This is a genomic window from Rheinheimera maricola (assembly GCF_016918075.2).
GTDB classification, from domain to species: domain Bacteria; phylum Pseudomonadota; class Gammaproteobacteria; order Enterobacterales; family Alteromonadaceae; genus Alishewanella; species Alishewanella maricola_A.
Genome location: NZ_JAERPS020000001.1, coordinates 997,004 through 1,022,757 on the forward strand (window position 1 = coordinate 997,004; position 25,754 = coordinate 1,022,757).

General features: G+C 46.9%; 24 protein-coding genes. 19 read left to right on the forward strand and 5 right to left on the reverse strand.

What is annotated here, in order from left to right:
* Window positions 1-189: 189 nt before the first annotated feature.
* Complete coding sequence (rmf, locus tag I4W93_RS04570; RefSeq protein ID WP_166839548.1) at window positions 190-372, forward strand: ribosome modulation factor; 183 nt, start codon at window positions 190-192, stop codon at window positions 370-372.
* A gap of 94 nt (window positions 373-466) precedes the next feature.
* Here the strand turns inward: rmf and fabA are convergent, their stop codons facing one another.
* Window positions 467-979, reverse strand: a complete 513-nt coding sequence (fabA, locus tag I4W93_RS04575) for a bifunctional 3-hydroxydecanoyl-ACP dehydratase/trans-2-decenoyl-ACP isomerase (RefSeq protein WP_205310561.1) — start codon at window positions 977-979, stop codon at window positions 467-469.
* 145 nt (window positions 980-1,124) lie between these two features.
* On the opposite strand from fabA, the gene I4W93_RS04580 reads away from it, so the two are divergent.
* Genes I4W93_RS04580 through I4W93_RS04590 form a run of 3 tightly spaced genes read left to right on the forward strand, consistent with a single transcriptional unit; the run spans window position 1,125 to window position 3,097 of the window.
* Window positions 1,125-1,382, forward strand: coding sequence for a hypothetical protein (locus I4W93_RS04580; protein WP_205310560.1), 258 nt, complete (start codon window positions 1,125-1,127; stop codon window positions 1,380-1,382).
* 55 nt (window positions 1,383-1,437) lie between these two features.
* The gene (locus I4W93_RS04585; protein WP_224673251.1) at window positions 1,438-2,319 is read left to right on the forward strand and encodes a 6-carboxytetrahydropterin synthase; all 882 of its coding nucleotides are present in this window, start codon (window positions 1,438-1,440) and stop codon (window positions 2,317-2,319) included.
* Window positions 2,282-3,097 carry a M23 family metallopeptidase gene (locus I4W93_RS04590; protein WP_205310558.1) on the forward strand — a complete coding sequence of 272 codons (816 nt, stop codon included), beginning with the start codon at window positions 2,282-2,284 and terminating at the stop codon, window positions 3,095-3,097. Before I4W93_RS04585 ends, I4W93_RS04590 begins: the two co-directional genes overlap by 38 nt.
* Here I4W93_RS04590 and I4W93_RS04595 read toward each other — a convergent pair.
* Window positions 3,087-4,877: a M61 family metallopeptidase gene (locus I4W93_RS04595; protein ID WP_205310557.1), complete on the reverse strand. Its 1,791-nt coding sequence runs from the start codon at window positions 4,875-4,877 to the stop codon at window positions 3,087-3,089. The two genes, I4W93_RS04590 and I4W93_RS04595, sit on opposite strands and share 11 nt — an antisense overlap.
* 78 nt (window positions 4,878-4,955) lie before the next feature.
* Between I4W93_RS04595 and I4W93_RS04600 the strand changes: the two genes are divergently transcribed.
* The 4 genes from I4W93_RS04600 (at window position 4,956) to I4W93_RS04615 (ending at window position 7,841) form a co-directional block, all read left to right on the forward strand.
* On the forward strand, window positions 4,956-5,306 hold the full coding sequence (locus I4W93_RS04600) for an HIT domain-containing protein (RefSeq protein WP_205310556.1): 351 nt from the start codon (window positions 4,956-4,958) through the stop codon (window positions 5,304-5,306).
* Window positions 5,307-5,437: 131 nt separating this feature from the next.
* The gene (locus I4W93_RS04605) at window positions 5,438-5,836 is read left to right on the forward strand and encodes an acyl-CoA thioesterase (protein WP_205310555.1); all 399 of its coding nucleotides are present in this window, start codon (window positions 5,438-5,440) and stop codon (window positions 5,834-5,836) included.
* Between the two features lie 111 nt (window positions 5,837-5,947).
* Complete coding sequence (locus tag I4W93_RS04610) at window positions 5,948-7,030, forward strand: sensor histidine kinase (RefSeq protein ID WP_205310554.1); 1,083 nt, start codon at window positions 5,948-5,950, stop codon at window positions 7,028-7,030.
* A complete protein-coding gene (locus tag I4W93_RS04615) occupies window positions 7,023-7,841 on the forward strand; it encodes a LytR/AlgR family response regulator transcription factor (RefSeq protein WP_205310553.1) in 819 nt (272 codons plus the stop codon). Before I4W93_RS04610 ends, I4W93_RS04615 begins: the two co-directional genes overlap by 8 nt.
* A gap of 7 nt (window positions 7,842-7,848) precedes the next feature.
* On the opposite strand, the gene I4W93_RS04620 is transcribed toward I4W93_RS04615, so the two are convergent.
* Window positions 7,849-8,838 carry a 6-phosphofructokinase gene (locus tag I4W93_RS04620; protein ID WP_205310552.1) on the reverse strand — a complete coding sequence of 330 codons (990 nt, stop codon included), beginning with the start codon at window positions 8,836-8,838 and terminating at the stop codon, window positions 7,849-7,851.
* A 204-nt stretch (window positions 8,839-9,042) separates the two neighbouring features.
* Here I4W93_RS04620 and I4W93_RS04625 point away from each other — a divergent pair, with 204 nt between their 5' ends.
* Window positions 9,043-10,014, forward strand: a complete 972-nt coding sequence (locus I4W93_RS04625) for a DMT family transporter (protein WP_205310551.1) — start codon at window positions 9,043-9,045, stop codon at window positions 10,012-10,014.
* A 105-nt stretch (window positions 10,015-10,119) separates the two neighbouring features.
* Here the strand turns inward: I4W93_RS04625 and pyk are convergent, their stop codons facing one another.
* Both pyk and I4W93_RS04635 read right to left on the reverse strand, forming a co-directional pair.
* A complete protein-coding gene (gene pyk / locus I4W93_RS04630; protein WP_205310550.1) occupies window positions 10,120-11,556 on the reverse strand; it encodes a pyruvate kinase in 1,437 nt (478 codons plus the stop codon).
* Window positions 11,557-11,691: 135 nt separating this feature from the next.
* The gene (locus tag I4W93_RS04635) at window positions 11,692-12,549 is read right to left on the reverse strand and encodes a MurR/RpiR family transcriptional regulator (protein WP_205310549.1); all 858 of its coding nucleotides are present in this window, start codon (window positions 12,547-12,549) and stop codon (window positions 11,692-11,694) included.
* A gap of 254 nt (window positions 12,550-12,803) precedes the next feature.
* Here I4W93_RS04635 and zwf point away from each other — a divergent pair, with 254 nt between their 5' ends.
* The 10 genes from zwf to I4W93_RS04685 all read left to right on the forward strand — a co-directional run bounded on the left by zwf (window position 12,804) and on the right by I4W93_RS04685 (window position 25,626).
* On the forward strand, window positions 12,804-14,273 hold the full coding sequence (zwf, locus tag I4W93_RS04640) for a glucose-6-phosphate dehydrogenase (RefSeq protein WP_205310548.1): 1,470 nt from the start codon (window positions 12,804-12,806) through the stop codon (window positions 14,271-14,273).
* A 3-nt stretch (window positions 14,274-14,276) separates the two neighbouring features.
* Entirely contained in the window at window positions 14,277-14,966 is a 690-nt protein-coding gene (gene pgl, locus I4W93_RS04645) for a 6-phosphogluconolactonase (protein WP_205310547.1), read from the forward strand.
* A gap of 12 nt (window positions 14,967-14,978) precedes the next feature.
* A complete protein-coding gene (edd, locus tag I4W93_RS04650) occupies window positions 14,979-16,811 on the forward strand; it encodes a phosphogluconate dehydratase (RefSeq protein WP_205310546.1) in 1,833 nt (610 codons plus the stop codon).
* Window positions 16,804-17,778, forward strand: coding sequence for a glucokinase (locus I4W93_RS04655; RefSeq protein WP_205310545.1), 975 nt, complete (start codon window positions 16,804-16,806; stop codon window positions 17,776-17,778). The genes edd and I4W93_RS04655 overlap by 8 nt, the downstream gene beginning before the upstream one ends.
* A gap of 1 nt (window position 17,779) precedes the next feature.
* The gene (locus tag I4W93_RS04660) at window positions 17,780-18,427 is read left to right on the forward strand and encodes a bifunctional 4-hydroxy-2-oxoglutarate aldolase/2-dehydro-3-deoxy-phosphogluconate aldolase (RefSeq protein WP_205310544.1); all 648 of its coding nucleotides are present in this window, start codon (window positions 17,780-17,782) and stop codon (window positions 18,425-18,427) included.
* Window positions 18,428-18,602: 175 nt separating this feature from the next.
* The gene (locus I4W93_RS04665; protein ID WP_205310543.1) at window positions 18,603-20,192 is read left to right on the forward strand and encodes an ABC-F family ATPase; all 1,590 of its coding nucleotides are present in this window, start codon (window positions 18,603-18,605) and stop codon (window positions 20,190-20,192) included.
* 210 nt (window positions 20,193-20,402) lie between these two features.
* Window positions 20,403-20,870, forward strand: coding sequence for a Dps family protein (locus I4W93_RS04670; RefSeq protein ID WP_205310542.1), 468 nt, complete (start codon window positions 20,403-20,405; stop codon window positions 20,868-20,870).
* 205 nt (window positions 20,871-21,075) lie between these two features.
* A complete protein-coding gene (locus tag I4W93_RS04675; protein ID WP_205310541.1) occupies window positions 21,076-21,921 on the forward strand; it encodes an HDOD domain-containing protein in 846 nt (281 codons plus the stop codon).
* A gap of 53 nt (window positions 21,922-21,974) precedes the next feature.
* Window positions 21,975-23,669: an NAD-dependent malic enzyme gene (locus tag I4W93_RS04680; RefSeq protein ID WP_205310540.1), complete on the forward strand. Its 1,695-nt coding sequence runs from the start codon at window positions 21,975-21,977 to the stop codon at window positions 23,667-23,669.
* 97 nt (window positions 23,670-23,766) lie between these two features.
* On the forward strand, window positions 23,767-25,626 hold the full coding sequence (locus I4W93_RS04685) for a DUF885 domain-containing protein (protein ID WP_205310539.1): 1,860 nt from the start codon (window positions 23,767-23,769) through the stop codon (window positions 25,624-25,626).
* The last annotated feature ends 128 nt before the right edge of the window (window positions 25,627-25,754 follow it).

The window sequence follows — 25,754 nt, forward strand, 5'->3', positions numbered from 1 at the left end:
TTTAGCTTAATTGATTATAAAAGGTTTTGTCATTAAATCTTAAACAACTTCAGCTTGTTAGTGGTTGTCAAGCAATTAATCTGTCACAAATTTATTGAACCTTTCGTTACAGTCGACTATCAATAGTGGGTAGCCGCAAGATAAGTTGCGGTTATTATTACCACATAAAAAGTTGAGGAAGACCGCCGTATGAAAAGACAAAAACGTGATCGTCTGGAACGTGCTCATGCTCAAGGTTATCGTGCCGGTGTTACCGGACGGTCAAAAGAAATTTGCCCTTATCAAGGTTTAGATACGCGCTCACAATGGTTAGGAGGCTGGCGCGAAGCCATCGAAGATCGCAATATTGGATTATTTAATAAAGGCCAGTAAGGTTATTATTGCTCAAGGATCAAAAAAGCCCCGTCAACATGTAGTACGGGGCTTTTGCCATTCAGGGCCAGTTGAACTGGCTGAAAGTGTCTACTTAAAAGCTAGAGGTATCCTGAAACAAACCTACTTTAAGGTCGGTTGCGGCATAGATGTCACGGCCATCTACACTGACTACACCATCACCAATACCCATAAACAATTTACGCTTAATGACCCGTTTCATATTGATGGTATAGGTTACTTTTTTCGCCGTGGGTAAAATCTGACCGGTAAATTTTACTTCGCCCACACCCAATGCCCGACCTTTGCCCGGGCCGCCAGACCAGCCCAGAAAGAAACCAACCAGCTGCCACATGGCATCCAGCCCCAGACAGCCTGGCATCACCGGATCACCTTTAAAGTGACAGGCAAAGAACCACAGTTCGGGTGTAATATCTAATTCTGCGATAATCTGGCCTTTACCGTACAGGCCGCCTTCTTCTGAGATATGTACGATGCGATCCATCATCAACATATTGTCTGAAGGCAACTGGCTGTTACCTTCGCCGAACAATTCGCCTTTACCGCAGGCAATTAAATCTTCTTTTGAAAAGCTATTCTGAGTCATGTATGTTTAATCCACTGAAAATACTGGCTCACTTTAGCGAACACTTGTACGCTAGACAAGTCCGATTTGTACTAACTGCTAATCTTTACGCTTAACCGTAGCAACGGCTAAAGCTATATCAACGTTATTGCCAAAGAGTGACATCATGACGAATTCGACTGGAAAAGCGCTCACTAATGCAGAAAAGCAGCAGCGGTACCGCGATAGACAAAAGCAATCGGGTAAGAAAGAGTTACGCGGTTATCTTACGCCAGAAGCGATAAGTTGCTATGAAGAAATACAAAAAAAGACGGATTGGAGTGACAGCATGCTGCTAAGCAATGCTATCAGGCTGATGTATGCTGCACATAAATGTGGTCAGGTTGGCATTTTAAACAGCTGGCTAACGGAACATAAGCGCTAAAATAGCCCAGTGATTGGTGTTGTCGTGCGAGGTTCGGCGTTATAATGCCGGCTGTATGTTTGCTAGCAGAGAGCCAAAAATGATTTTGTTTGTGCGGGATTTAACGGTTATTGATTTTTCTTATCTGTGCGAAGCACGTGGCATGCTGGGTGAGAGTTATATTGTCGATGTTGAACTGCACGGCGGTTTAGATCATGCGTCGATGGTACTTGATTTTAGTAAGGTTAAAAAAGTTATTAAGCAGGCCATTGATCAATTAGTTGATCACAAGTTGGCGATACCGGCTTTGTCATCCATGCTGCGCTTTAATAACGACAATGAACTGAGCACTTTACACTTTGACAGTGCTCGCGGAACCATTCAAATGGCCGCGCCAACTCAAGCGGTAGTGGCCGTTCCTGCTGCGCGCATAGATGAGCAAAGTTTAACTGAGTTTTTACAACAAAAGATTAAACCGTTATTGCCAGCTCATGTTGACAAGCTAGTGCTGACACTGCGGCCAGAGGCGAGTAGTAGTTTTTATTATCACTACAGCCATGGTTTGAAAAAGCATGATGGCAACTGTCAGCGTATTGCGCATGGTCATCGCTCGACAATCCAAATCTATACCGATGGTATGTTGGCCCCCCGGCTAAACAAATACTGGAGTGAACGCTGGCAGGATATATATCTGGCAACGGCTGAGGATAGCTGTGACGCTGCGGCATTAACCTATATCCAGGCTGAAGCAGGCAACCTGTGTTTTCGCTATCAGGCAGAGCAGGGCTGGTTTGAGTTAACTATGCCAGAAGCGCATTGTGAGGTTGTGCCCTGTGACACTACTGTTGAATGCCTGGCAGAGTATATTGTCACTGAGCTAACACAGTTAGATCCGACAAAACAATACAAGGTGGTTGCTTATGAAGGTGTGGCTAAAGGCGCTATCGCTACTAGTTAGTGTAAGTTGTTCAGTATCTGCACAACCTGAAGTGTATCTTGAAGGCGAGTTTACCCAAGGTGGCTTGATACGGGGTAAGGCTGAAGGTGCCAGCAAGGTGTTTTTTAATGATGTGGAGTTACCGTTAACTGCCGATGGCCGTTTTGTGTTCGGTGTTGGCCGTGATGCACCAAGCACCCATAAGCTGACTGTGCTAGAAAATGGTAAAACACATCAGCGCGAGCTGACGTTTAGCCGCCGGCAGTATGACATTCAGCATGTTAATGGTGTAGCGCAAAAATACGTTACACCGGCACCAGAGGTAACAGAGCGGATCCAGCGTGATGGCCAGAATGTGCGCAGTGCACGCACAACAATGACTCGTTTACCCTATATTTTTGATACCGCAGTCATGCCGGCACAAGGGCGAATTTCTGGCGTCTACGGTAGCCAGCGGGTATTTAATGGTGAACCGCGTAACCCGCATTATGGCCTTGATGTAGCTGCGCCCGTTGGCGCGGCAGTAGTAGCACCGCTCAATGGCACTGTGCTATTGGCAGAGGATCTATATTTCTCTGGCTTGACGTTGATTATTGACCATGGCTTTGGTGTTAGTTCTACTTTTATGCATTTGAGCAAATTCAGCGTTGCAGTAGGGGATAAGGTGGTACAGGGTAGTAAAATTGCCGAAGTCGGCGCTACCGGCCGTGTAACCGGGCCGCATTTAGACTGGCGGATAAATTGGCAGCAAGAGCGCTTAGATCCCGCACTGCTGCCAGGTTTAAATATCACTCCTTAGCGCTACTCACTTCAATATTCTCAAGCCAATGCCGACATAGCACTTCATTGGCAATACTCAGGTTGGCGACTTGTTGGGTGGCCCGGCGCAGTAGTAGTGGGCAGGCTAGCAAGCGGTCTTTGCGGTAAAAATGCAGTTCTACCCGGCTGCCCTCGGCGTAACGCGGTAGAAGTTTGCTCAGATTACTGGCATTTATTTTACGTCCATCAACCGCCAGCAATTGGTCTCCCACCATCAAACCTGCCTGATGGGCTGCGCCGCCATGGTACACTTGGGTAAGTTGCAGTAAATTGTTTACCACTTTAGTTTGCGCACCAATAAACACCGCTTGGCTTACGTCAGGCTCGCCACCTAAATCATCGGCGTGCAGCATTGATCGCAGTGTTAAATTAAGCCCCAGCTCGGTCAACGCAGTTGTTAATGGCAGTGGCGCTGGTTGATTTAACCATTGTTGGCTTAATGCTGCTAACTCGCTGTGGCCCAGCTGGTGCAGCGCCTGATACAACGCATCATCGCCGGTGCCTGTAGCCAGGTAATCTTGCCATAACTGACGCACAAGCTGTTGCAGGCTGCTACCGGCAGCACGCAGTTTAGCCTCCAGACACAGTGCCAGTAAAGCGCCTTTGGCATAGTAACTTACCACGGCATTAACCGCATTTTCATCTTGCTTGTAAAACTTGGTCCAGGCGGTGAAGCTGCTTTCTGTAAGGCTTTGTGCTTCGTTACTTGGGTTACGTGTAACTCGGCTAATGGTTTTTTCCAGCGTTTTAAGATAGCGTTTTGTGTCGATGATGCCGGCACGCACTAATGCCAAATCGTCGAAGTAGGAGGTGAAGCCTTCGTACAACCAAAGCTGAGTGGTATATTGCTCGGCATCAAGTTGGTACGGATGAAAGCAGGCTGGTTTTAACCGTTTAACCCACCAGGTATGAAAGTATTCATGGCTGCAAAGTGCTAACAGGTTTTCATAGTTGTCATCAATGTCGGCTTGCTGCGCTGAAGGCAAGTCATAGCGGCTGCACAGTAGCAGTGTAGAATTCATATGCTCTAAGCCGCCGTAACCGTCTTCGCTCACCCATAACAAAAACCAGTACTGAGTTAAATCTGCAGGTAAGCTGCCAAATACCTTAACCTGTTGCTCACAGATCCGCTGCATATCGCCACTGAATCGCTGCAGATCAGTGAGGTTGTCACCACTGACAACCAGATAGTGACTAATACCGTTGACGGTAAACTCATTTATGCTGAATTGGCCTAACAATAACGGGCTATCGATTAGGTTGGCATAGTTGTCGGCGTGGTACAGACCAAATCCTAAGGCTGCGGTTTTGTTATCGCGGGCTAAGCCCGTGGCAACACGCCAGTTTTTGTACAATGCCGATGCGGGTTTACTCAATTTAATATTGTGTGATAGCTGTTCTAAGCCATTGACACTAAGGCACAGGCAAGCCGGGTTTAGTACTGCGATTTCATCATCTATGTAGGCTGCCCGCACAGACATATCGTAAGCATATATTTGGTAGCGCACTGTTACAACGGCGTTGTTGCATTGCAACAGCCAGCGTTGTTTATCCAGTTGCTGTATCGCCAGCGCGCCATCAGTGTCTTGGGCACTAATGGCAGTAATATTGCGGGCAAAATCACGGATCATATAGCTACCGGGGATCCACGCTGGCAAGCTTAGCTCATGTTCAGCGTGTTGCGGACTAAATTGCAGCGTTACCTGCAACAGGTGCGCGCTTATATCGATGAGTTCAAATTGATACTTTACAGCTTTCATAGCATTACTCTTTGCCTGCAGCGTTGTGGCATATTAAGCTGGATATTATGCCGCGAAAACCTTGCAAGGAAAAATGATATGGCAACAGAAACGGTGTTTAGTAAGATAATCCGTCGTGAGGCCAGTGCCGATATTTTATATCAGGATGACTTGGTTACGGCGTTTCGAGATATCAGACCGCGCGCGCCGGTACATATTTTGTTGGTGCCAAATCAGTTAATTCCTACGGTAAATGATGTCGAGGCAAAACATGAAGCCGCGCTGGGCCGCTTGTTTAGCGTTGCGCGTAAACTGGCCGCTGAATACGGTATAGCGGACAAAGGCTATCGGCTTATCATGAACTGTAACGCGCACGGTGGCCAGGAGGTGTATCATATTCACTTACATTTGGTGGGCGGGCGCGCACTGGGTCCGATGTTAAGTCGCTAATGGAGATATCTGTGCGATACCATTGCAATTACAGTCAGGTTTTGTAGCATACGCCCCCTTAACGATTGGCAGGTGTAAATCGCAGCTTAACGGCATCATTAGCACAAAAGACTACTACACAAGAGACCACTATGAACAATGAAGCACTGATCGCAAAACGTATGGCACACGCCGTTACCCGGGTGACCAAAACGGTGTTTCCCGGCCGCACTAACCACCACAATACCTTGTTCGGTGGTGAGGCATTGGCCTGGATGGATGAAGCAGCGTTTATTGCCGCCACACGCTTTTGCCGTAAACCCCTGGTTACCGTCAGCTCAGATCGGGTGGATTTTAAAGAATCAATCCCTGCTGGCACTATTATTGAGCTGGTAGCAAAAGTGGAGCATGTTGGGCGCACTAGTATAAGGGTGCATGTGGATATTTTTGTCGAGCATATGTATAACGACGATCAACACAAAGCTATTTCTGGTAGTTTTACCTTTGTCGCGCTGGGGCCAGATCGCAAACCGACACCAGTACTGGGTTAGTGCAACGGTGTTATGCGATTAACACGTAGACAAACACGGCAGTCGTCAGGCTATTTTGCTGGCTGTTCGTTATAATCTGGCTATTGTGGCTTTGGCCTGCAGGTAGGCATTTTGTATAAAGCATTTGAAGACAGAAACCGCCAGTTTTGGATTGTACATACTTTAGGCTGGCTGGGCTTTACCATCGTTAACTATCTAAACTCACTGGTGCTGGAAACCCGCGACGCTTATTTAGTGGTACTGGCGTTAGACTCTTATATTGGCTGGTTAATTACTATTCCGCTGCGCTATGCCTATCAGAAGGTTTGGCACTGGGAGCCATGGAAAATGGTATTAACGGTGCTGACATTGGCTATTGTCACCGCAGCTATTTGGACGGCAGTACGTAATTTTAATTACTGGGAAATATACCGCCATGGTGCGCGTCCAGACGACTGGTTAAAGTATGTACGTGATACCCCGTTTGCGTTTTACGTCATGTTAAGTTGGAGTGGCTTGTATTTTGGCATCAAGTATTACCAAACACTGCAATTAGAAAAACAAAAGTTACTTACCGCAATGAATAAAGCGCATGAAGCGCAGTTAAAAATGCTACGTTATCAGCTCAATCCACACTTTTTGTTTAATACCTTAAATGCTATTTCGACGCTGGTATTAATTAATGAGTCGGACACGGCAAACAAAATGGTGACAAGGCTTAGTGACTTTTTGCGCTATTCGTTGTACAAAGATCCGATTAACAAAGTGCCATTAGAGCAAGAGGTGTATGCTGCCAGGCTCTACCTTGAGATTGAGAAGGTTCGTTTCTCCGAACGGTTGTCAGTCGTATTTGATTTAGAAGAGGGCACAGAGCAGGCATTAGTACCAAGCTTGATTTTGCAGCCCTTGATTGAGAATGCTATTAAGTATGCGGTAGCAAGCCAGATTGATGGCGGCAAAATTGCCATTACGGCAAAGAAATTTGGCCATGATTTGTTACTTGAAGTTGCCGACAATGGCCCAGGCATGGTGATTACCGACGGCTTACCGAAAAGTAATGACAGTGGTGTGGGTTTGGTTAATACCAAAGAGCGTTTGTCAGCATTGTACGATAATAACTTTGCTCTAGTGCTGACGCATAATCAGCCAAGCGGTTTGAAAGTAAATATCAGAATTCCATTGCAATTAGAAAAAACGGAACAGGAACATGCTTAAGGTAATAGTAGTTGACGATGAACCTTTAGCCCGCAAGGGAATGATGGTGCGGTTACAAGAGTTTGCTGACTTAGAGGTGATTGCCCAGTGCAGCAACGGACAGCAGGCAATAGAATCTATTATCGCGTTATCTCCTGATGTGGTTTTTCTTGATGTAGAAATGCCCGGCTTTGACGGCTTTGCGGTTTTGAAGCAACTACAAGCGCAACAGGTACCGTTGCCTTACATTGTGTTTGTAACTGCATATGACCATTACGCCTACAGTGCATTTGAAGTCAATGCGCTGGATTACGTGTTAAAGCCGGTTGAACCCGAACGGTTAAGACAGGCTGTTGAAAAGATCATTAAAATTTATCAGGCACAGGATACCCAGCGGCATAAAGGCCAATTGGCTGAGGCGGTAGCGAAGCTTACGGGTGATGATGCCGGCAATATTTTGCAACGGCTGGATAATGCTGAGCCGGTAGTAAATGACCGTTTCCCCGATGCGATTAGTATTAAAGACAGTGGTGAGATAACCCGCGTGCCTGTGGCCGCAATAGAGTGGGTCGACGCCGCGGGCGATTATATGTGTATTCATACCAGAGATGGCCAAACGCATATTTTACGCCGTACCATGAAAGAGCTGGAACAAGAGCTTGACCCTAAACTGTTTGTTAGAGTACACCGGTCTGCCATTGTTAATGTACACACCATTGCCAAGTTGCAAATGTTGGCCAATGGTGAGCATCAACTTATGCTTACCAATGGTCAGGCGGTAAAAGTGAGCCGCAGTTACAAAGATCGGGTCAAACAGGTGTTTAATCAGTAGTTTTGCCTTAGTCGCTGGCGATGCACTGTTGCCAGCGTACCATGTAGGGGTCAATCTGTTTCTGTTTATCGCCGGTCTTTGCCAGCGGATATAGTACTGCTTGCTGGTTTACTTCACCTGCCATCATTAAGTTAGCGCCATTGACCATTTGTTCAACGGCGTAAGCGCCCAGTTTAGTAGCCAATATTCTATCGGCGCCTACCGGTGAGCCGCCGCGCTGAATATGTCCAAGAATACAGGCTCTGCATTCGATATTCAGTGCTTTGCTCAGCGCATCAGCCAGCGCTGTGGTGCCGCCGGGATAGCTATTTTCTGCTACGACAATAATATAGCTGCTTTTGCCACGCAGTAACTGAGCATGTTGTATTGGCGTAAGTATGGTTTGTAAATTGGCTTCAGTTAATGTACCAAACTCCGGGCAAATAATTTGCTCTGCGCCGGCGGCGATGCCGGCAGATAGCGTAATATATCCGGAATGCCGGCCCATAAGTTCTACTAAAAAAATACGCTCAAAAGCATCTGCTGTGTCACGGATTTTATCAATGGCATTCAGAGCGGTATCTATCGCGGTGGCAAAGCCAATTGTGTAATCTGTACCGTCTACGTCGTTATCAATGGTACCCGGTACACCAATAAGTTGGCCTTGATAGTATTTAGCAATGGCCAGAGTGCCGCGAAAGCTGCCATCACCGCCAATAACAATAAGCCCATCCAGTTGTAAACTGTGCAGTGCTGCGGCGGCTTGCTGTGCACCGTTGTCGGTATGTAGTGCTTTACAGCGAGCACTCTTTAACAAGGTGCCACCTTGTTGAATAATATGCTGCACATGTTGCGGCAGTAGCATTTGATAATCTTGCTCTAATAGACCATTAAAGCCATGGTGAAAGCCAATAACATCGATGTTGTGTACTGCGGCGGTGAGCACAATTGCACGAATGGCGGCATTCATACCGGGGGCATCACCTCCGGAAGTTAATACACCGATACGTTTGATCATAGTTTGGCTAGCTCCAGGCATTAAACCTGGATGAAGTATAACGGCTTGTACCTGAGTAATAACTTGATATAGCGCAATTGCAGGTGCATTAGTCGAGTATGCCATTAAAGGCTGCAGACAAGCCGGTGAAAATTAGCGAAAATAGCAGGGTTACGACAGCTTGTCATCATTGCCATAAGCCGGCATCTTACTTGGACCGCTATTATGCATACAACCACAGGTAACAGCCTGTTCGGACTCTTGCTTGCGCTGACCACGGCGGTTTTATGGGGTATGTTACCCATAGCGTTAAAAATACTGCTGGATGTTATGAGCGCCAATGCGATTACCGCGATACGCTTTTTGGCGGCCGCAGTTATTGTCGGCATCTGGTTAGCAGCAAGGGCAAAGCTACCCGCAGCGACGGTATTACGTCTCCCCAAGGTTGCCTGGTTAATGGTTATTGCGGTGGTTGGGCTGCTGTCCAACTATATTATGTATCTTAGTGGGCTGAATTTTCTAAGCGCTGAAACAGGGCAGGTGGTTATCCAACTCGCGCCGTTTTTAATGATGTTAGGCGGCGTTGTTATTTTTAAAGAACGTTTACTGCTGTGGCAAAAGGTTGGTGCCTTGCTATTGGTTACCGGTTTGCTGTTATTTTTTAATGAGCGATTAGTCCAGTTGGTGCTGCAAGCGGGTAATGAAACATTAGGTGTACTGCTGATCATTGCGGCCGCAGTAACCTGGGCAGCTTATGCATTGGCACAAAAGCAGCTACTGGTGCACTACAGTTCGAAACAGATCATGTACTTGTTGTATGTCGCGGGTACGGTCGCTTTTATTCCGGTATCCGATTTTACGCCGTTGTTAACGATGAGCCAGTTGCATTGGGCATTGCTGATATTTTGTTGCCTGAATACCGTGGTTGCTTACGGAGCCTTTGCCGAGGCACTGCATCATTGGGAAGCCTCAAAAGTGAGTGCGGTATTAGCCGTAACACCGTTATTTACTATCTTATTTGCCAATATTGTCGGCTGGCTGTTTCCGGCGTATTTGGCACCACAACAGCTAAACGTATGGTCATGGCTGGGGGCGATACTGGTCGTGCTAGGCTCAGCGTTAACGGCACTAGCGCCACAGTTTGTTGAATATCGTACTGCGCGCAAAGTACGCAAGCTGCAGCGTGATGTGTTTTAACCTGGTAGCAAAGCGTAGTTTGACGGCGCTGGAACAAATATCAAAGGGGGAATAAAAAAGGGCTCTTGCAGAGCCCTTGGTGTATATCAGAGTATGCTATTGGTTTTACTTAACCTGCACTATACGACAGGTGTTGGACGCCCCGATAGTTTCCATTACATCGCCGTGCGTCATAATGACTAAATCACCGCTTTTAAGCCCGGCTTTAATTTTAATAGCTTCAATTGCTGCATCAGCCAGTGATTGGCCGTTTAACGAGGTACTGTCAAAAAACGCCGGATAAACACCGCGATATAGCGCCATCTTGTTCAGGGTTTTACTGTGGCGTGACAGCGCAAAAATAGGCTGTGGCGAGGTAATACGAGACATTAACTTCGCAGTATAGCCAGATTCGGTTAACGTAATAATGGCTTTAATTCCATCGAGGTGATTGGCCGCATACATAGCTGACAGGGCGATGGTCTCACTTATTTCGGTAAACGTGACATCCATACGGTGTTTTGAAATTTGTACACTGGGGTGCTTTTCAGCGCCGTCACATACCCGCGCCATGGCGCGTACCGTTTCAGTAGGGTACTTGCCTGCTGCCGTTTCTGCCGACAACATCACCGCATCAGTGCCGTCGAGCACGGCATTGGCCACGTCCATTACTTCAGCGCGGGTAGGCATTGGACTTTCAATCATGCTTTCCATCATTTGCGTTGCCGTGATCACAACACGGTTAAGCTGACGTGAGCGTGCAATAATACGTTTTTGCTGACCAACCAACTCAGCATCGCCAATTTCTACACCCAGGTCGCCACGCGCAACCATGACGGCGTCAGAAGCACGGATAATATCGTCCAACGTTTCATCATCTGCTACGGCTTCTGCGCGCTCAATTTTGGCCATGATACGGGCTTCGGAACCTGCAGCAACAGCCAGTTCGCGGGCTAAGCGTAAATCATCACCGCAGCGCGGAAATGACACGGCCAGATAATCGACGTCAATTTCTGCAGCGGTAATAATGTCGCGCTTGTCTTTATCGGTCAGAGCAGGTGCCGTTAAACCGCCGCCCTGGCGATTAATACCTTTATTATTGCTCAGCTTACCGCCGACAGTGACAGTGGTATAAACCCGTGCACCTTCTATTCTATCTACGATTAATTGAATGCGTCCGTCATCCAGCAACAATAAATCTGCGGGTTCAACATCCTGAGGCAACTCTTTGTAATCTATACCGACCTGATGCTCATCACCTTCGCCTTTGGCTAATTCTGCGTCCAGTATATAAGGTTGGCCTTCTTCCAGTACAACAGCACCGTTTTTAAAAGTGGAGACACGAATTTTTGGCCCTTGTAAGTCGCCAAGTATTGCAACATGGGCTCCGAGTTTGTCTGCTGCAGCACGCACCATTGCAGCGCGCTCACGGTGATCATCAGCACTGCCATGTGAGAAGTTTAAACGGAACACGGTGGCGCCGGCTTGGATCAGTTTTTCAATAGAGACTTGAGTACTGGTTGCTGGCCCCAGCGTAGCAACGATTTTAGTTCTTCTGTGCATGGTTTATTCCTGCTTGTGACGAGAGAGGGTGAAACAGTTGGTTTTAGTGTAATGTAATTTTATTACAGAATACAGCGTGGGTATGAATAAAAACGACAGGTTGGTGCAGTTGCTACAACAACTGCACCGTCATACTTAGTTGGCTAAGTCTTTTTTCTCAAAGCGTGAGCCACGTAAGCTGTCTTTGACTTTTTTCAGGTTTTCACGAAACTTGCTGCCACGGCGCAGTGTAAAGCCAGTAGCCAGAATATCAATGAGTACCAGCTGAGCGACACGTGATGCCATCGGCATATACATGTCAGTGTCTTCAGGTACATCCAACGATAATACCAAGGTGCATTCTTTTGCTAAGGGACTTTCGTAGGAGGTAATACCGATAACTGTGGCATCATTTTCACGGGCAATAGCCGCGATGTCACACAGGTTTTTTGTTCTGCCGGTATGGCTGATACACACGACAACATCACCTTCAGCGCTGTTTATTGCACTCATGCGCTGCATCACAATATCGTCAAAACATACTACCGGGACATTAAAGCGAAAAAACTTGTTTTGCGCATCGTGCGCCACGGAAGCAGACGCGCCAAGGCCAAAAAAGGATATTTTCTTTGCCTGGGTAAGTACATCGACTGCGCGATTAATGGTGTTAATATCAACCCGGGTCCTAGCCGTATCCAGCGCCGCCATGGTGGATTCAAAAATTTTTGCCGTGTAGGCCTCAGGGCCATCTTCTTCCTCTACATGGCGGTTTACATAGGGTGTGCCATTAGCCAGACTTTGCGCTAAGTGCAGCTTAAAATCAGGAAAACCCTTGGTATCCAGTCTGCGACAGAAGCGATTGACTGTAGGTTCACTGACATCTGCCATTTTAGCCAAAGCCGCTATACTACTGTGGATAGTAATTTGCGGGTTTGCCAGGATTACGTCAGCCACTTTACGTTCCGACTTACTAAAACTGTTCACGTTATTGACGATTTTTTCCAGCACATTCATCCGCAAATTCCTGACTTATAATTAAGCTGATACGAGTTGTGGCAGAGGCTGTGGCTCGTCAGCACTGTTGCCAAAGTAGTATTAAATTTACCACAAAACAACAGATCCGTTGCTAAGGCTGCCTTATTATATAAGAATAGTCAAAACATTACGCATTCTGTAATTTAATTACAAGATCTTCAGTTTACAACCCGGTTATGCTGCGTTAGTATGGCTTAAGTGTTGTAAAATTACAGCTAATTCAAGGTTCAGTTATGACATCAACAGCACAAAATTCAGCATGTGATTTAATTCTGTTTGGTACCAAGGGCGATTTAGCCCGCCGTAAATTGTTACCGGCGATGTATCAGCTGGAAAAGGCCGACCTACTCTGTGCAGAGTCACGCATTATCGGTGTTGCCCGTGACGAAATGTCATCAGAAAGTTACGCAGAACTGGTGCTAACCAACCTGAATAAATTCTTAAAAGAGCCGTTAGACAACGCCGTGTGGTTGCGGCTGAAACAAAAGTTGGTTTATGTACAACTTGATCTGTCAAATGAGCAGGAATATAGCAAACTGACTTCCGTTGCAGATATTAGTAAGCGGGTGCCTGTAAGTTATTTTGCCACTCCACCGTCTTTATTTGGTGCGATTTGTAAAGGTTTAGCGGCTGCCGGTTTGTCAGCTGAGCCAGCGCGGGTGGTGCTGGAAAAACCTATTGGTCACGACTTAGCTTCATCTAAAGTGATTAACGATCAGGTTGCTGAGTTTTTCAAGGAAAGCCAGATATACCGCATTGACCACTACCTCGGTAAAGAAACGGTACTTAATTTACTGGCACTTCGTTTTGCCAACGCGATATTTGCCGGAAACTGGGATCATAACTCTATTGACCACGTGCAAATTACCGTTGCCGAAGAAGTTGGCGTTGAAGGGCGCTGGAGTTATTATGATGACGCCGGCCAAATGCGCGACATGGTGCAAAATCATTTGTTGCAGGTGCTGACACTGATAGCGATGGAGCCGCCTGCGCGGTTAGATGCCGATAGCATTCGTGATGAAAAACTAAAAGTACTGAAAGCGCTACGCCGGATTGACATCAGCAATATTCAGGAAAAGACAGTCCGCGGACAGTATGGCAGTGGCTTTGTTGCAGGTAAGTCGGCTCCTGGTTATCTTGAAGAAGAGGGTGCACGGCCAAACAGCAAAACTGAAACCTTTATTGCTATAAAGGTAGATATTGATAACTGGCGTTGGGCTGGCGTGCCATTTTACCTGCGCACCGGTAAGCGCATGGCGTCTAAGCTCAGTGAAGTGGTTATTTGTTTCAAACCTCAGCCGCATAATATTTTTCATGCCACCTATAATCAATTACCCGCTAATAAGTTGATCATCCGTTTGCAGCCCGATGAGGGTGTTGAAATTCAGGTATTAAATAAAATACCCGGCTTGGGCGAGCACATGCGTCTGCAGGAAAGTAAGCTCGATCTAAGCTTCGATGAAACCTTTAAATCGCAGCGTATTGCCGATGCTTACGAGCGGTTATTGCTGGAAGCCATGTTAGGTAACCAGTATTTGTTTGTGCGTCGTGATGAAGTTGAACACGCCTGGAAGTGGGTTGATGGCATTTTGGATGCTTGGAAAACCAGTAACGAGCCACCGAAAAGCTATCAGGCTGGCAGCTGGGGGCCGGTAGCCGCTATTTCCATGCTGGCACGCGATGACCGTAACTGGGAAGAATAAGTCATGATGCAATTACAGCAATTTAGCGACACTGCCGCATTAAACCACGACTTCGCCTGCAGGCTGGTGAACATTTTACAACAGGCGATTGCTGAACGCGGTGTAGCATATTTAGTGGTATCGGGCGGCAAAACGCCGCAAGCATTGTTTAGCGCGCTAAGCACCACTGATTTAGCGTGGGACAAAGTTACGGTGTTATTGGCCGATGACCGGTGGTTGGATGACAGCCAGCCTGACTCTAACGAGCGGTTAGTGAAAGCAACGTTATTACAACATAACGCGAAGGCCGCCCGTTTTATCAGCTTATATGCCGACACAGCATCAGCCTTTGATGGGGTGGTGCAGGTATTACCCCGTATCGCGACATTACCGACATTTGATGCGGTGATTTTGGGTATGGGTGAAGATGGCCACACAGCATCGCTGTTTCCTTGCAGTGCACAGATCCAACATGGTCTGGCCGCAGATGCACCCGCGGTTCTGGCAACAGAACCGACAACGGCACCTTACCAACGCATATCGCTCAGTCTGCCAAGGCTACTCAATAGCCGGCATATATTTTTGCATTTGGTGGGCAGTAATAAACTTTCAGTACTGGACAAAGCAATGGCGGGTACCGATGTGTTTGCCATGCCAATCCGGGCATTTTTACAGCATCCTGTTGCGACAGTAACAGCGATGTACACAGCTTAGTAGGGGATAACGATGGATCCTGTGATTCAAAAAGTAACGGACAGAATTATTGCCCGCAGCCAAAAAAGCCGCGACATATATTTGCAGCGCTTAGAGCAGGCCAGGTTAAAAGGTCCGCACCGTGGCGTACTCAGTTGCGGAAATCTGGCGCATGGTTTTGCCGCTTGTAATCAGCAGGATAAAAGTGATTTACGCAGCCTGACTAAAGCTAACATTGGCATAGTGTCGTCTTATAACGATATGCTGTCAGCACATCAACCCTATGAGCATTATCCGGCCATTATTAAGCAAGCTGTTGCCGAAGTGGGCAGCGTGGCACAATTTGCCGGTGGCGTGCCAGCAATGTGTGACGGCGTAACGCAAGGCCAGCCTGGCATGGAGCTGAGCCTATTAAGCCGCGATATAATTGCTATGTCTGCCGCGGTTGGTTTGTCGCACAATATGTTTGATGGCGGCTTAATGCTGGGTATTTGCGATAAAATTGTCCCCGGCCTGTTTATGGCGGCAATGAGTTTTGGTCATTTGCCATTTGTTTTTGTGCCGGCCGGTCCTATGCCATCAGGCATTCCTAATAAAGAAAAAGCCCGTGTCCGTCAATTGTATGCTGAAGGAAAAGTGGGCAAAGAGGAGCTACTCGAAGCCGAGTCAGCGTCTTATCATTCAGCGGGCACCTGTACTTTTTACGGCACAGCCAATTCTAATCAGCTGGTTGTTGAAATGATGGGCTTGCATTTGCCGGGATCGTCTTTTGTAAACCCAGGTACAGCATTGCGTGATGAGTTAACCAAAGCTGCTGCGCGCCAGGTTACACGCTTAACCGATTTAGGTACTGATTATATGCCAGCAGGCAAGATGATTGATGCCAAAGCTATTGTTAACGGTATTGTGGGTTTGTTGGCAACGGGTGGCTCAACTAACCACACCATGCATCTTATTGCTATGGCGCGGTCAGCCGGTTTTATTGTGAACTGGGATGATTTTGCGGAATTGTCGGCAGCAACACCGTTGTTGACCCGTATTTACCCGAATGGCCAAGCGGATATAAATCATTTTCAATATGCGGGTGGCATGGCATTACTAATCCGCGAGTTACTGGATGCCGGTTTACTGCACGAAGATGTACAAACCGTCGCCGGGCCGGGTTTGCGCCGCTACACGCAGCAACCTGTGTTACAAGATGGCAAATTAGTATGGGTTGATGCACCGGCAACATCGCTCGACCCAGACGTGCTGGCAACAGTGAAAAAGCCATTTAAAGACCACGGTGGCCTTGAGGTGTTATCTGGCAATGTTGGCCGAGGCGTGATCAAAACTTCGGCCTTGCGTGAGGGTACTGAAGTGGTCAAAGCACCTGCAGTGGTCTTTTCCAGCCAACACGAACTAGATGCCGCGTTTAAAGCTGGTGAGCTGAATAAAGATTGCGTTGTGGTGGTTCGCTTTCAAGGGCCTAAAGCCTGTGGTATGCCGGAATTACATAAACTTACTCCTCCTCTTGGCGTGTTGCAGGACCGCGGTTTTAAAGTGGCACTGGTAACAGATGGCCGTATGTCTGGTGCGTCGGGTAAGGTTCCGGCTGCTATTCATGTCACACCAGAGGCCATAGATGGCGGCAATATTGCCCGTATTAATAGCGGTGACATGATGTTGGTTGATGGTTTAACCGGCCGTTTAGAAGTGCTGGTGCCAGAGGCTGAGTTTGCTGCACGAGAGGTTGCTACACTGGACATGGCACCAAGTTATTACGGTATGGGCCGGGAAATGTTTGGCGCGCTGCGCAGTCAGTTGACCGGTGCCGAGCAGGGAGCCTGTAGCCTGTTTACCACTGAGGAGCACTTGCATGGCTAAGCTGCCCACACATGCTATCGTCGCCGACATAGGTGGTACTAACGCCCGTTTTAGCCGCGTTTCGCTTGATAACTTGGCATTAGACAAAGTGGCTGTTTATCCCTGCGCGCAATTTGCCACCCTGGCAGATGCATTAAGCCACTATATGCAACAGCAAGCGTTAACTGACATTAAACATGTGGCAATTGCCATTGCCTGTCCGGTTACCGGCGATCATGTCAGTATGACCAACTTTCATTGGCAGTTTTCTGTGCAGGCAATGCAGCAGCAGCTGGGGCTGACAGCGTTAAATGTTATTAATGATTTTACTGCAGTCGCAATGTGTTTACCGGCCTTAACTGCCGAGCAAAAAGTTAAACTGGGCAACGGTAACACGCAAAGTGGTCAGCCTATTGCGGTATTAGGTGCCGGCACTGGCTTGGGCGTTGCACATTTACTCGAAGTTAACGGTCAGTTTCTCGCATTACCTGGCGAAGGCGGACATGTCGATTGGGCAGCACAAAATGAACAAGAGTGGTTTATTCAGCAAATGCTGGCTAAAGAGTACGGTCACGTATCGCCGGAACGCTTGCTGTCTGGCCCCGGTTTAGAAGCCATATATAAAGCACTGGCACTGCATCGTCAGCAAGTTGCTGAGCCATTGAACGCAGCTGAAATTGCCCGCTTGGCACTTAGCGGGCAAAGTTCGCTGGCGCAAGATACTGTGCAGCAGTTCTTTGCGTCATTGGGAAGCGTAGCCGGTGATCTCGCCCTGACACTCAGCACTTTTGGTGGTGTTTACATCGCCGGCGGCATTGTACCCAAGTTATTGCCTCTGCTTGCAAACAGCGAGTTTAGAGCACGTTTTGAAGCAAAAGGTCGGTTTAGCGCATTCAATCGCCAGATCGCTACCTATGTCGTGACAGCAGAGCAGCCGGGTTTAGTCGGTGCTGCGGTCTATCTGAAACAATTTTTGGCGAGTAATTAATATGGCTTTTGAAAACTGGCAGTTACAACCTGGCATCTTGTTTGAGCAAGGCCCAGTAGTACCGGTGATTGTAATAAAAGATTTAGCTGATGCCGTGCCAATGGCAAAAGCGTTGTTGGCCGGCGGTATTAAAGTGCTGGAAGTCACGTTGCGCACACCCGCCGCACTGGATGCGATTCGGCTACTTGCACAAGAAGTACCGGAAGCTATTGTCGGTGCCGGCACGGTGACTACAGCAGCACAACTGCAGCAAGTTGTTGACGCTGGCGCTAAATTTGCTATTAGCCCGGGACTGACCCGAGAACTGTTGCAAGCAGGCAAAGATGCCACAATCCCGCTTATTCCAGGTATCGCCAGTATTTCCGAGCTAATGGAAGGCACCGGTTTAGGCTACAGCCACTTTAAGTTTTTTCCGGCAGAAGCCGCTGGTGGTGTAAAAACATTGAAATCTATCCACGGGCCTTTTGCGGATATTCGTTTTTGTCCGACTGGCGGCATTAACGAAAAAAACTTCCTCGAATATCTGGCATTGCCAAACGTCAAATGTGTAGGTGGCTCATGGATAGTGCCGGACGATGCCGTGGCTAGCAAAGATTGGGGCCGCATTACCGAGTTGTGTAAAACTGCGGTTGAGCAGGCTAAAGGCTGAAAAACCGCACTACAACATCAGCGGCGAGCTTAATCGCACTAATAAACATTAAAACGCCCGGACATTCCGGGCGTTTGTTTTGAGTTTGTCGCAGAAAAGGCGTATAGTAGCGCACTTTTTACCCTGTGGGGCCGACATTGCCTGCATGCCGATTTAACCTGCTCTGGAACACACTGTGATATCAACTGCTAACATTACAATGCAATTTGGCGCTAAGCCGCTGTTTGAAAACATTTCGATTAAATTTGGCGAGGGAAATCGCTACGGTTTGATCGGCGCCAATGGCTGCGGCAAATCGACTTTTATGAAAATTTTAAGCCGCGAGTTAGAGCCCAGCGGCGGTAATGTTTTTGTTGAGCCAAATCACCGTGTAGCGAAGCTGCATCAAGACCAGTTTGCCTTTGAGAAATACAGTGTTATCGACACGGTAATTATGGGCCACGCAGAACTGTGGGCAGTTAAAGAAGAGCGCGATCGTATCTACGGTAGTGCGGAAATGAGCGAAGAAGACGGCATGAAAGTGGCCGACTTAGAAGTCGCTTTCGGTGAAATGGATGGCTACACAGCAGAGTCCCGTGCCGGTGAGTTGCTCATTGGCGTGGGTATTCCGGTAGAGCAGCATTTTGGCCTGATGTCCGCCATCGCGCCGGGTTTTAAACTGCGGGTATTACTGGCACAAGTACTGTTTGCCGATCCAGAAATCATGTTACTGGACGAACCGACCAACAACCTCGACATTAATACTATTCGTTGGTTGGAAAATGTGTTGGCCGAGCGCAACAGCACCATGGTTATCATTTCTCACGACCGTCACTTTTTAAATAGCGTATGTACGCACATGGCAGATTTAGACTACGGCGAGTTACGTCTATATCCAGGTAACTATGACGAATACATGTTTGCGGCCACTCAGTCTCGCGAGCGTTTGCTCTCTGATAACGCGAAGAAAAAAGCTCAAATAGCGGAGCTGCAAACCTTCGTCAGCCGCTTCTCAGCTAACGCTTCAAAGGCTAAGCAAGCGACATCGCGCGCCAAGCAGATTGATAAAATTCAACTAGAAGAAGTTAAAGCATCCAGCCGGGTTAACCCGTTTATTCGCTTCGAACAGCAAAAGCAGCTGTATCGCCTGGCACTGGAAGTCGAAGGGTTGAATAAAAGCTTTGGCGAACTAACCTTACTGAAAAACCTTAGTTTAACCATCGAAGTAGGTGAAAAAGTCGCTATTTTAGGTGCCAACGGTATTGGTAAAACCACCTTACTTAAATGCTTAGTTGGTGATACTAAGCCAGAATCTGGTACGGTGAAATGGTCAGAGAACGCCAAAATTGGTTATTATGCGCAGGACCATGCACATGAATTCAGTGAAGCCATGACATTGTTTGACTGGATGAGTCAGTGGAAACAACCGTCTGACGATGAACAAGCTATTCGTGGGATTCTTGGCCGGTTATTATTCTCACAAGATGAGATTAAAAAATCGGTCAAAGTGTTATCCGGTGGTGAAAAGGGCCGGATGTTGTTCGGCAAATTAATGCTGCAACGGCCTAATATTCTGGTGATGGATGAACCAACTAACCACCTTGATATGGAGTCGATTGAATCATTAAACCTGGCACTGGAACATTACAAAGGGACCTTACTGTTTGTCAGCCATGACCGCGAGTTTGTTTCCAGTCTGGCCAGCCGTATTATTGAAATTACTGACAAAGATATCCGAAACTTTGTCGGTACTTACGAAGAGTATCTGGCAGCACAAGCCGTTTAATCACACCATTGTTAATGAGACAATACTAAAGCCGGTTGATTTCTGACCGGCTTTTTCCTTGAAATTTCCGTCTTTTATCCCCATGTCTGTGTCAGAGCTGTTGAATCACGCCCGTCAAAATAGCATTTTGTGTTGTGGCATCACTAAGGTTTTAGCCGCGTAGTACATAATATATTTATACAGTTTAAGGGCTAAATAAGAGGAAGCATTATGAAAATTAATATAGGTATTGATGAAGACCAGCGTAAAGCAATTGCTCAGGGGTTGTCTGTGTTGCTAGCCGACAGCTACACCTTGTATTTAAAAACACATAATTATCATTGGAATGTTACCGGCCCGATGTTTCAGACTCTACACACCTTGTTTGAAACGCAATATAACGAACTAGCGTTAGCGGTAGATGAAATAGCTGAACGGATCCGTGCCTTAGGAGAATTTGCCCCAGGTTCTTACAAAGAATATGCCAAACTTACCAGCATTAAAGAAGCTGATGGTATTCCTTCTGCCGAAGAGATGATTAAAGATTTGGTGAAAGGCCAGGAAGCTATTGCTAAAACAGCACGTTCAATTGTACCAGTTGCAGCAGATGCCTCGGATGAGGTAACGCTTGATCTACTAACACAACGTATGACAGTACATGAAAAAACCGCCTGGATGTTACGCAGTCTGGTAGCTTAAACGTTAAGTTGGCACCGCGCTGACGCTGTTCGCTGTGCCAACTTGTTATTTGCCCGCCTTGTGGTTTTTATCAAGGTAAGTTTATAAAAACGCACTACATTGAAAAAAGACTAAGATTTTCTGACCAAAGCTTGTAAAATCGCTTGCAGCAGTAACACTTAGAGCTGACGTTAGTACATAGATGTCAGCTGAAGGAGAATCGTCAATGAAAGCGTTGCAGTATGCACAAAATGTTGCAGATCTGTTTGCTTTACCTGAAGGATACTTGCGGGTAAAAGAGCTAATGGACTCTGATACGGCCAGCTTGGATGAAATTGCAGACGTTATTTTGTTGGACCCGGTGCTAACCTCAAAATTATTGAAGCTGGCCAATAGCGCTATTTATAATCTGCCCTATCAGGTTGAAAATGTCAGTAAGGCTTTGTTGGTGCTGGGTAAAACGCAAGTTTACAACCTGGTGCTAAGCATAGGTATTTCATCAGCATGTAGCAAAGTAGATACATCGGCAATCGATTTAGAGCGATTTTGGGAGCAAAGTATTAATGCAGCCCTGATTGCGAAATTCCTCGCGCAATGTTGTAAAATCAAACCGACAGACAGATTTTATGTCGCTGGATTATTGCATAACATTGGTGAGTTGGTGGTTTTACAAAACAACACTGAGGTAGCGCATAGCTGTCAGGATTATGGTGTGGAAGAGCGTCCGTGGCAGTTACAACAACGCTTATTGCAATTTAGTTATGCTGAGTGTGGTGCTGAGCTGTTGCATTTATGGCATTTACCCGACAGTATCGTCGAACCCGTAGCCCTACAACACAACACTAAATTTGATCAGAAAAACAAAGCGCAGTTAATTATATATTTGGCAGTTAGGCTGGCGTTGGCTAATCAGCATCCGGAGCTATACTCCACCAAACAACTTATTGACCCCTTTGTGCTCGAGTTACTTGATTTAACTCAGCCCGATATACTCCGGGCTATAGATTTTTGTAATACAGAAGGTTTGTTTATCCTCTCCGTATTAAATCCCAGGATCAGCACTATTTATTAATCTATCTGCTGCATAGCTCTTATTGCGCTGTGCAGTTTTTCGGAATGCCTTTCATGAACAGCCCAAATACTAAATCGCCTCTTTACACCGCTTACGCGGGTTCTGCATTGCTAGAAACGCCATTACTTAACAAAGGTAGCGCCTTTACTGCTGAAGAACGTTTAGCATTTAACCTGGCGGGTTTACTGCCGCCGCGTTATGAAACGATTGAAGAGCAGGTTAGCCGAGCGTATCTGCAATATAAAAGCTTTGACACGGCAATCAACAAACACATCTATCTGCGGGCCATTCAGGATAATAACGAAACCTTGTTTTATAGCTTGTTACAACAACATCTCGATGAAATGTTGCCCATTGTATATACGCCAACAGTAGGGGATGCCTGTGAGCAGTTTTCTGACATTTACCGCAGTGCTCGTGGTTTGTTTATTAGCTATCAAGACCGGTATCAACTTGATGACGTGCTACGCAATGCTACGAAACGCAAAGTAAAAGTTATTGTAATTACCGACGGGGAACGTGTTTTAGGTTTGGGAGATCAGGGTATTGGCGGCATGGGGATCTCTATTGGTAAGTTGTCGTTATACACCGCTTGCGGTGGTATAAGTCCGGCTTATACCTTGCCCGTGATGCTTGATGTTGGTACCAACAATGAAAAGCTGCTTAATGATCCAATGTACATGGGGTTGCGGCACAAGCGGGTAAATCAGCTTGAATACGATGAGTTTGTCGATTTGTTTATTAAGGCGGTAAAACGGCGCTGGCCCGAGGCTATTATACAATTTGAAGATTTTGCTCAGCCCAATGCCATGCCGTTGCTACAACGTTATCGCGAACAAGTATGTTGTTTTAATGATGATATTCAGGGTACTGCGGCGGTAACAGTAGGAACCTTGTTAGCGGCGTGCAGAAGTAAGCAGGTTAAATTGTCAGCGCAAAAAGTGGTGTTTGTTGGCGCTGGCTCTGCAGGCTGTGGTATCGCAGAGCAAGTGATAAGCCAGATGGTTGCCGAAGGTGTTAGCGAGGCGCAGGCACGTAGCCAGATTTTCATGATTGACCGTTTCGGCTTACTTACCGATAGTACGCCTGGGCTGCGTGATTTTCAGCAAGCACTGGTGCAATCATCAACGGCGATAGCCGACTGGAGTTACAGTAGCGAGTTTCCAAGCTTACGTGATGTGATGAACTGCGCCAAACCCGGCGTGTTGATTGGTGTATCGGGGCAACCAGGTTTGTTCACTGAGGCCGTAGTTAAGGCAATGAAGAAAGGTTGTGACACGCCAATCATTTTCCCGCTGTCTAATCCATCGCGGCAGATTGAAGCAACGCCTGAGCAGGTAATAAACTGGACTGAAGGGGATGTCATTATTGCAACCGGCAGCCCATTTCCTGCGGTAAGTTACGCCGGTAAGCGTTATCCAATTGCCCAATGTAACAACAGCTATATATTTCCGGGGATTGGCCTGGGGGTATTGGCTTGTAAAGCCAGGTTAATCAGTGATGAAATGTTGGGCTCGGCCAGCAAAACCCTGTCTGAAGCATCGCCCTTGGCAAATACTGGTCAGGGTGGCTTGTTGCCGGCCTTTACCGAACTGGCGGCATTGAGCAAGCAGATAGCCTTTAATGTGGCCAAAACAGCGATGCAACAAGGGTTGGCATTGGAACTGGCAGATGAGTTGTTATGGCAAAAAATTAATGACAATTTTTGGACGCCACAATATCGGCAATATAAACGCGTCAGTGCTTAAGCACTGACAAAGCTGGTTACAATTAGTTTTAGACTAATCGACAGACTGCGGGTAGGCTTGGGGTGGTAATATCCACAATAACAAGGAACCCAATATAATGCGCAAGTCTTTGACAGCCTTAGCTGTAGCCGGCTTAATTGCCGGCTGCGGTCCTACGTCACAACCCACATCGCAAACCACCACCACGGCGACAGCTGTTGTTGCTGAGCAGCAGTCAGAGACCGAGCGATTAAACCAGTGGTTTGAAGCCAAATACGAACAACAACTGCAGCAAAGTCCATTGCAAATGACTTTTCTTGGTCGCAAAGATAAATATGATCAAGTTGATGACACCTCAGCAGCCGCTGAAGATAAACAATTGGCATGGTTGGGGGAAACGGTTGCAGAGCTAAAAGCAAGCTTTGATTACGACAAGCTCGAACCTGAAGCTAAAACTTCCTATGACATTTGGATATACCAATACGAACAAGCCCTGCAAGGTGTGCCGTTTCGTAGTAATGGCTATGTTTTTACCCAAATGCAAGGCATTCATGCCATGCTGCCACAAATTATGATTAACTTTCATAAAGTCGATACAGTTGAAGATATGCAGGCCTATGTCACGCGTATTGAGGGTATTAGTCGGGCATTGGTGCAACTGCTACAACGGGCGCAGGACAATGCAGCACACGATGTCCGCCCACCACGTTTTGCCTATGAAGGCGTGTTGCAGCAGATCAACAACTTAATCAGTGGTGCGCCTTTTACTGAGGTTGAACAAGACATTCCACTATGGAGCGATGCCAAAAGCAAGATTGAGGCGTTAGTGAAAGCTGACAAATTAACAGACGAGCAAGCAAAACAATTAACCGACGATACCAAGCTGGCTTTGCAAACACACTTTTTACCGGCCTATAACGCATTAAAACAATGGTTAGAACAAGACATTGCCAATACTGATGAAGTTGCTACCGGTGTGGGCAAGCAAAAAAATGGTCGTGATTATTATAACTACGCGCTAAAGGTATCAACCACCACCGACCTGACGGCTGAGCAAATTCACCAAATTGGTTTGGACGAAGTTGCACGTTTGACCAGTGAAATGAACGCCATCAAAGACAAAGTGGGTTTTGCTGGTGATTTAAAAGCATTTTTCAAATTTATTAAAGACGATGATCAGTTCTACTATCCGGATACTGATGCAGGGCGGGAGGGTTACCTGGAGGACTCGCGGCAATATCTGGCGTTTATTAACGATAAACTGCCACAGTACTTTGGCATTTTACCTAAAGCTGATTTAGTGGTGAAACGGGTAGAACCGTTTCGAGAGCAGCCTGGTGCGGCCCAACACTATTTCCCTGGTACGCCAGACGGTGCAAGGCCGGGTATTTATTACGCGCATTTGTCTGATATGCGTTCAATGCCCAAAAATGAAATGGAAGCCATTGCCTATCACGAAGGTAGCCCGGGCCACCATATGCAAATTTCGATTGCACAGGAATTGACCACAGTACCCACATTTCGTACTCAGGCCGGTTTTACCGTGTACTCAGAAGGCTGGGCATTGTATTCGGAGTTGCTGGCAAAAGAGATGGGCGCCTATCAGAACCCATACTCCGATTTTGGCCGGTTAATTACCGAAATGTGGCGCGCAGTGCGTCTTGTCGTTGACACCGGCCTGCACAGTAAAGGCTGGACTGAACAACAGGCAATTGATTACTTCTTGGAAAAAACGCCAATTGCAGAGGGTGCGGTTATTTCAGAAGTACGTCGCTACATTGTTTGGCCCGGACAAGCAACAGCTTACAAAATTGGTATGATCAAAATTCTGGATCTGCGCAGTAAAGCGCAGCAGCAATTGGGTGAAAAGTTTGATATTCGTGCATTTCACGATACCGTACTTGGCGGTGGCGCTTTACCGCTTAAAGTGCTGGAAAAACGGGTAGATAATTGGATCGCCAGGGTAAAATCGAGTTAGTTTATCTAAACGGTTAAAACCGTGCAGCTAACTTAGCCACCTGACGGCAGATAAGGGCTGTTCATCGCGTATGAGCAGCCTTTTTTGATCACTCATCACAAAAAGCCGTATATTAACGCCAATTAGCC

What these genes read in the sequence shown, in the direction of transcription:
- rmf (WP_166839548.1), top strand. Translation starts at nt 190, where the DNA reads ATGAAAAGACAAAAACGTGATCGTCTGGAACGTGCTCATGCTCAAGGT.
- fabA (WP_205310561.1), bottom strand. Translation starts at nt 979, where the DNA reads ATGACTCAGAATAGCTTTTCAAAAGAAGATTTAATTGCCTGCGGTAAA.
- I4W93_RS04580 (WP_205310560.1), top strand. Translation starts at nt 1,125, where the DNA reads ATGACGAATTCGACTGGAAAAGCGCTCACTAATGCAGAAAAGCAGCAG.
- I4W93_RS04585 (WP_224673251.1), top strand. Translation starts at nt 1,438, where the DNA reads ATGTTTGCTAGCAGAGAGCCAAAAATGATTTTGTTTGTGCGGGATTTA.
- I4W93_RS04590 (WP_205310558.1), top strand. Translation starts at nt 2,282, where the DNA reads ATGAAGGTGTGGCTAAAGGCGCTATCGCTACTAGTTAGTGTAAGTTGT.
- I4W93_RS04595 (WP_205310557.1), bottom strand. Translation starts at nt 4,877, where the DNA reads ATGAAAGCTGTAAAGTATCAATTTGAACTCATCGATATAAGCGCGCAC.
- I4W93_RS04600 (WP_205310556.1), top strand. Translation starts at nt 4,956, where the DNA reads ATGGCAACAGAAACGGTGTTTAGTAAGATAATCCGTCGTGAGGCCAGT.
- I4W93_RS04605 (WP_205310555.1), top strand. Translation starts at nt 5,438, where the DNA reads ATGAACAATGAAGCACTGATCGCAAAACGTATGGCACACGCCGTTACC.
- I4W93_RS04615 (WP_205310553.1), top strand. Translation starts at nt 7,023, where the DNA reads ATGCTTAAGGTAATAGTAGTTGACGATGAACCTTTAGCCCGCAAGGGA.
- I4W93_RS04620 (WP_205310552.1), bottom strand. Translation starts at nt 8,838, where the DNA reads ATGATCAAACGTATCGGTGTATTAACTTCCGGAGGTGATGCCCCCGGT.
- I4W93_RS04625 (WP_205310551.1), top strand. Translation starts at nt 9,043, where the DNA reads ATGCATACAACCACAGGTAACAGCCTGTTCGGACTCTTGCTTGCGCTG.
- pyk (WP_205310550.1), bottom strand. Translation starts at nt 11,556, where the DNA reads ATGCACAGAAGAACTAAAATCGTTGCTACGCTGGGGCCAGCAACCAGT.
- I4W93_RS04635 (WP_205310549.1), bottom strand. Translation starts at nt 12,549, where the DNA reads ATGAATGTGCTGGAAAAAATCGTCAATAACGTGAACAGTTTTAGTAAG.
- zwf (WP_205310548.1), top strand. Translation starts at nt 12,804, where the DNA reads ATGACATCAACAGCACAAAATTCAGCATGTGATTTAATTCTGTTTGGT.
- pgl (WP_205310547.1), top strand. Translation starts at nt 14,277, where the DNA reads ATGATGCAATTACAGCAATTTAGCGACACTGCCGCATTAAACCACGAC.
- edd (WP_205310546.1), top strand. Translation starts at nt 14,979, where the DNA reads ATGGATCCTGTGATTCAAAAAGTAACGGACAGAATTATTGCCCGCAGC.
- I4W93_RS04655 (WP_205310545.1), top strand. Translation starts at nt 16,804, where the DNA reads ATGGCTAAGCTGCCCACACATGCTATCGTCGCCGACATAGGTGGTACT.
- I4W93_RS04660 (WP_205310544.1), top strand. Translation starts at nt 17,780, where the DNA reads ATGGCTTTTGAAAACTGGCAGTTACAACCTGGCATCTTGTTTGAGCAA.
- I4W93_RS04670 (WP_205310542.1), top strand. Translation starts at nt 20,403, where the DNA reads ATGAAAATTAATATAGGTATTGATGAAGACCAGCGTAAAGCAATTGCT.
- I4W93_RS04675 (WP_205310541.1), top strand. Translation starts at nt 21,076, where the DNA reads ATGAAAGCGTTGCAGTATGCACAAAATGTTGCAGATCTGTTTGCTTTA.
- I4W93_RS04680 (WP_205310540.1), top strand. Translation starts at nt 21,975, where the DNA reads ATGAACAGCCCAAATACTAAATCGCCTCTTTACACCGCTTACGCGGGT.
- I4W93_RS04685 (WP_205310539.1), top strand. Translation starts at nt 23,767, where the DNA reads ATGCGCAAGTCTTTGACAGCCTTAGCTGTAGCCGGCTTAATTGCCGGC.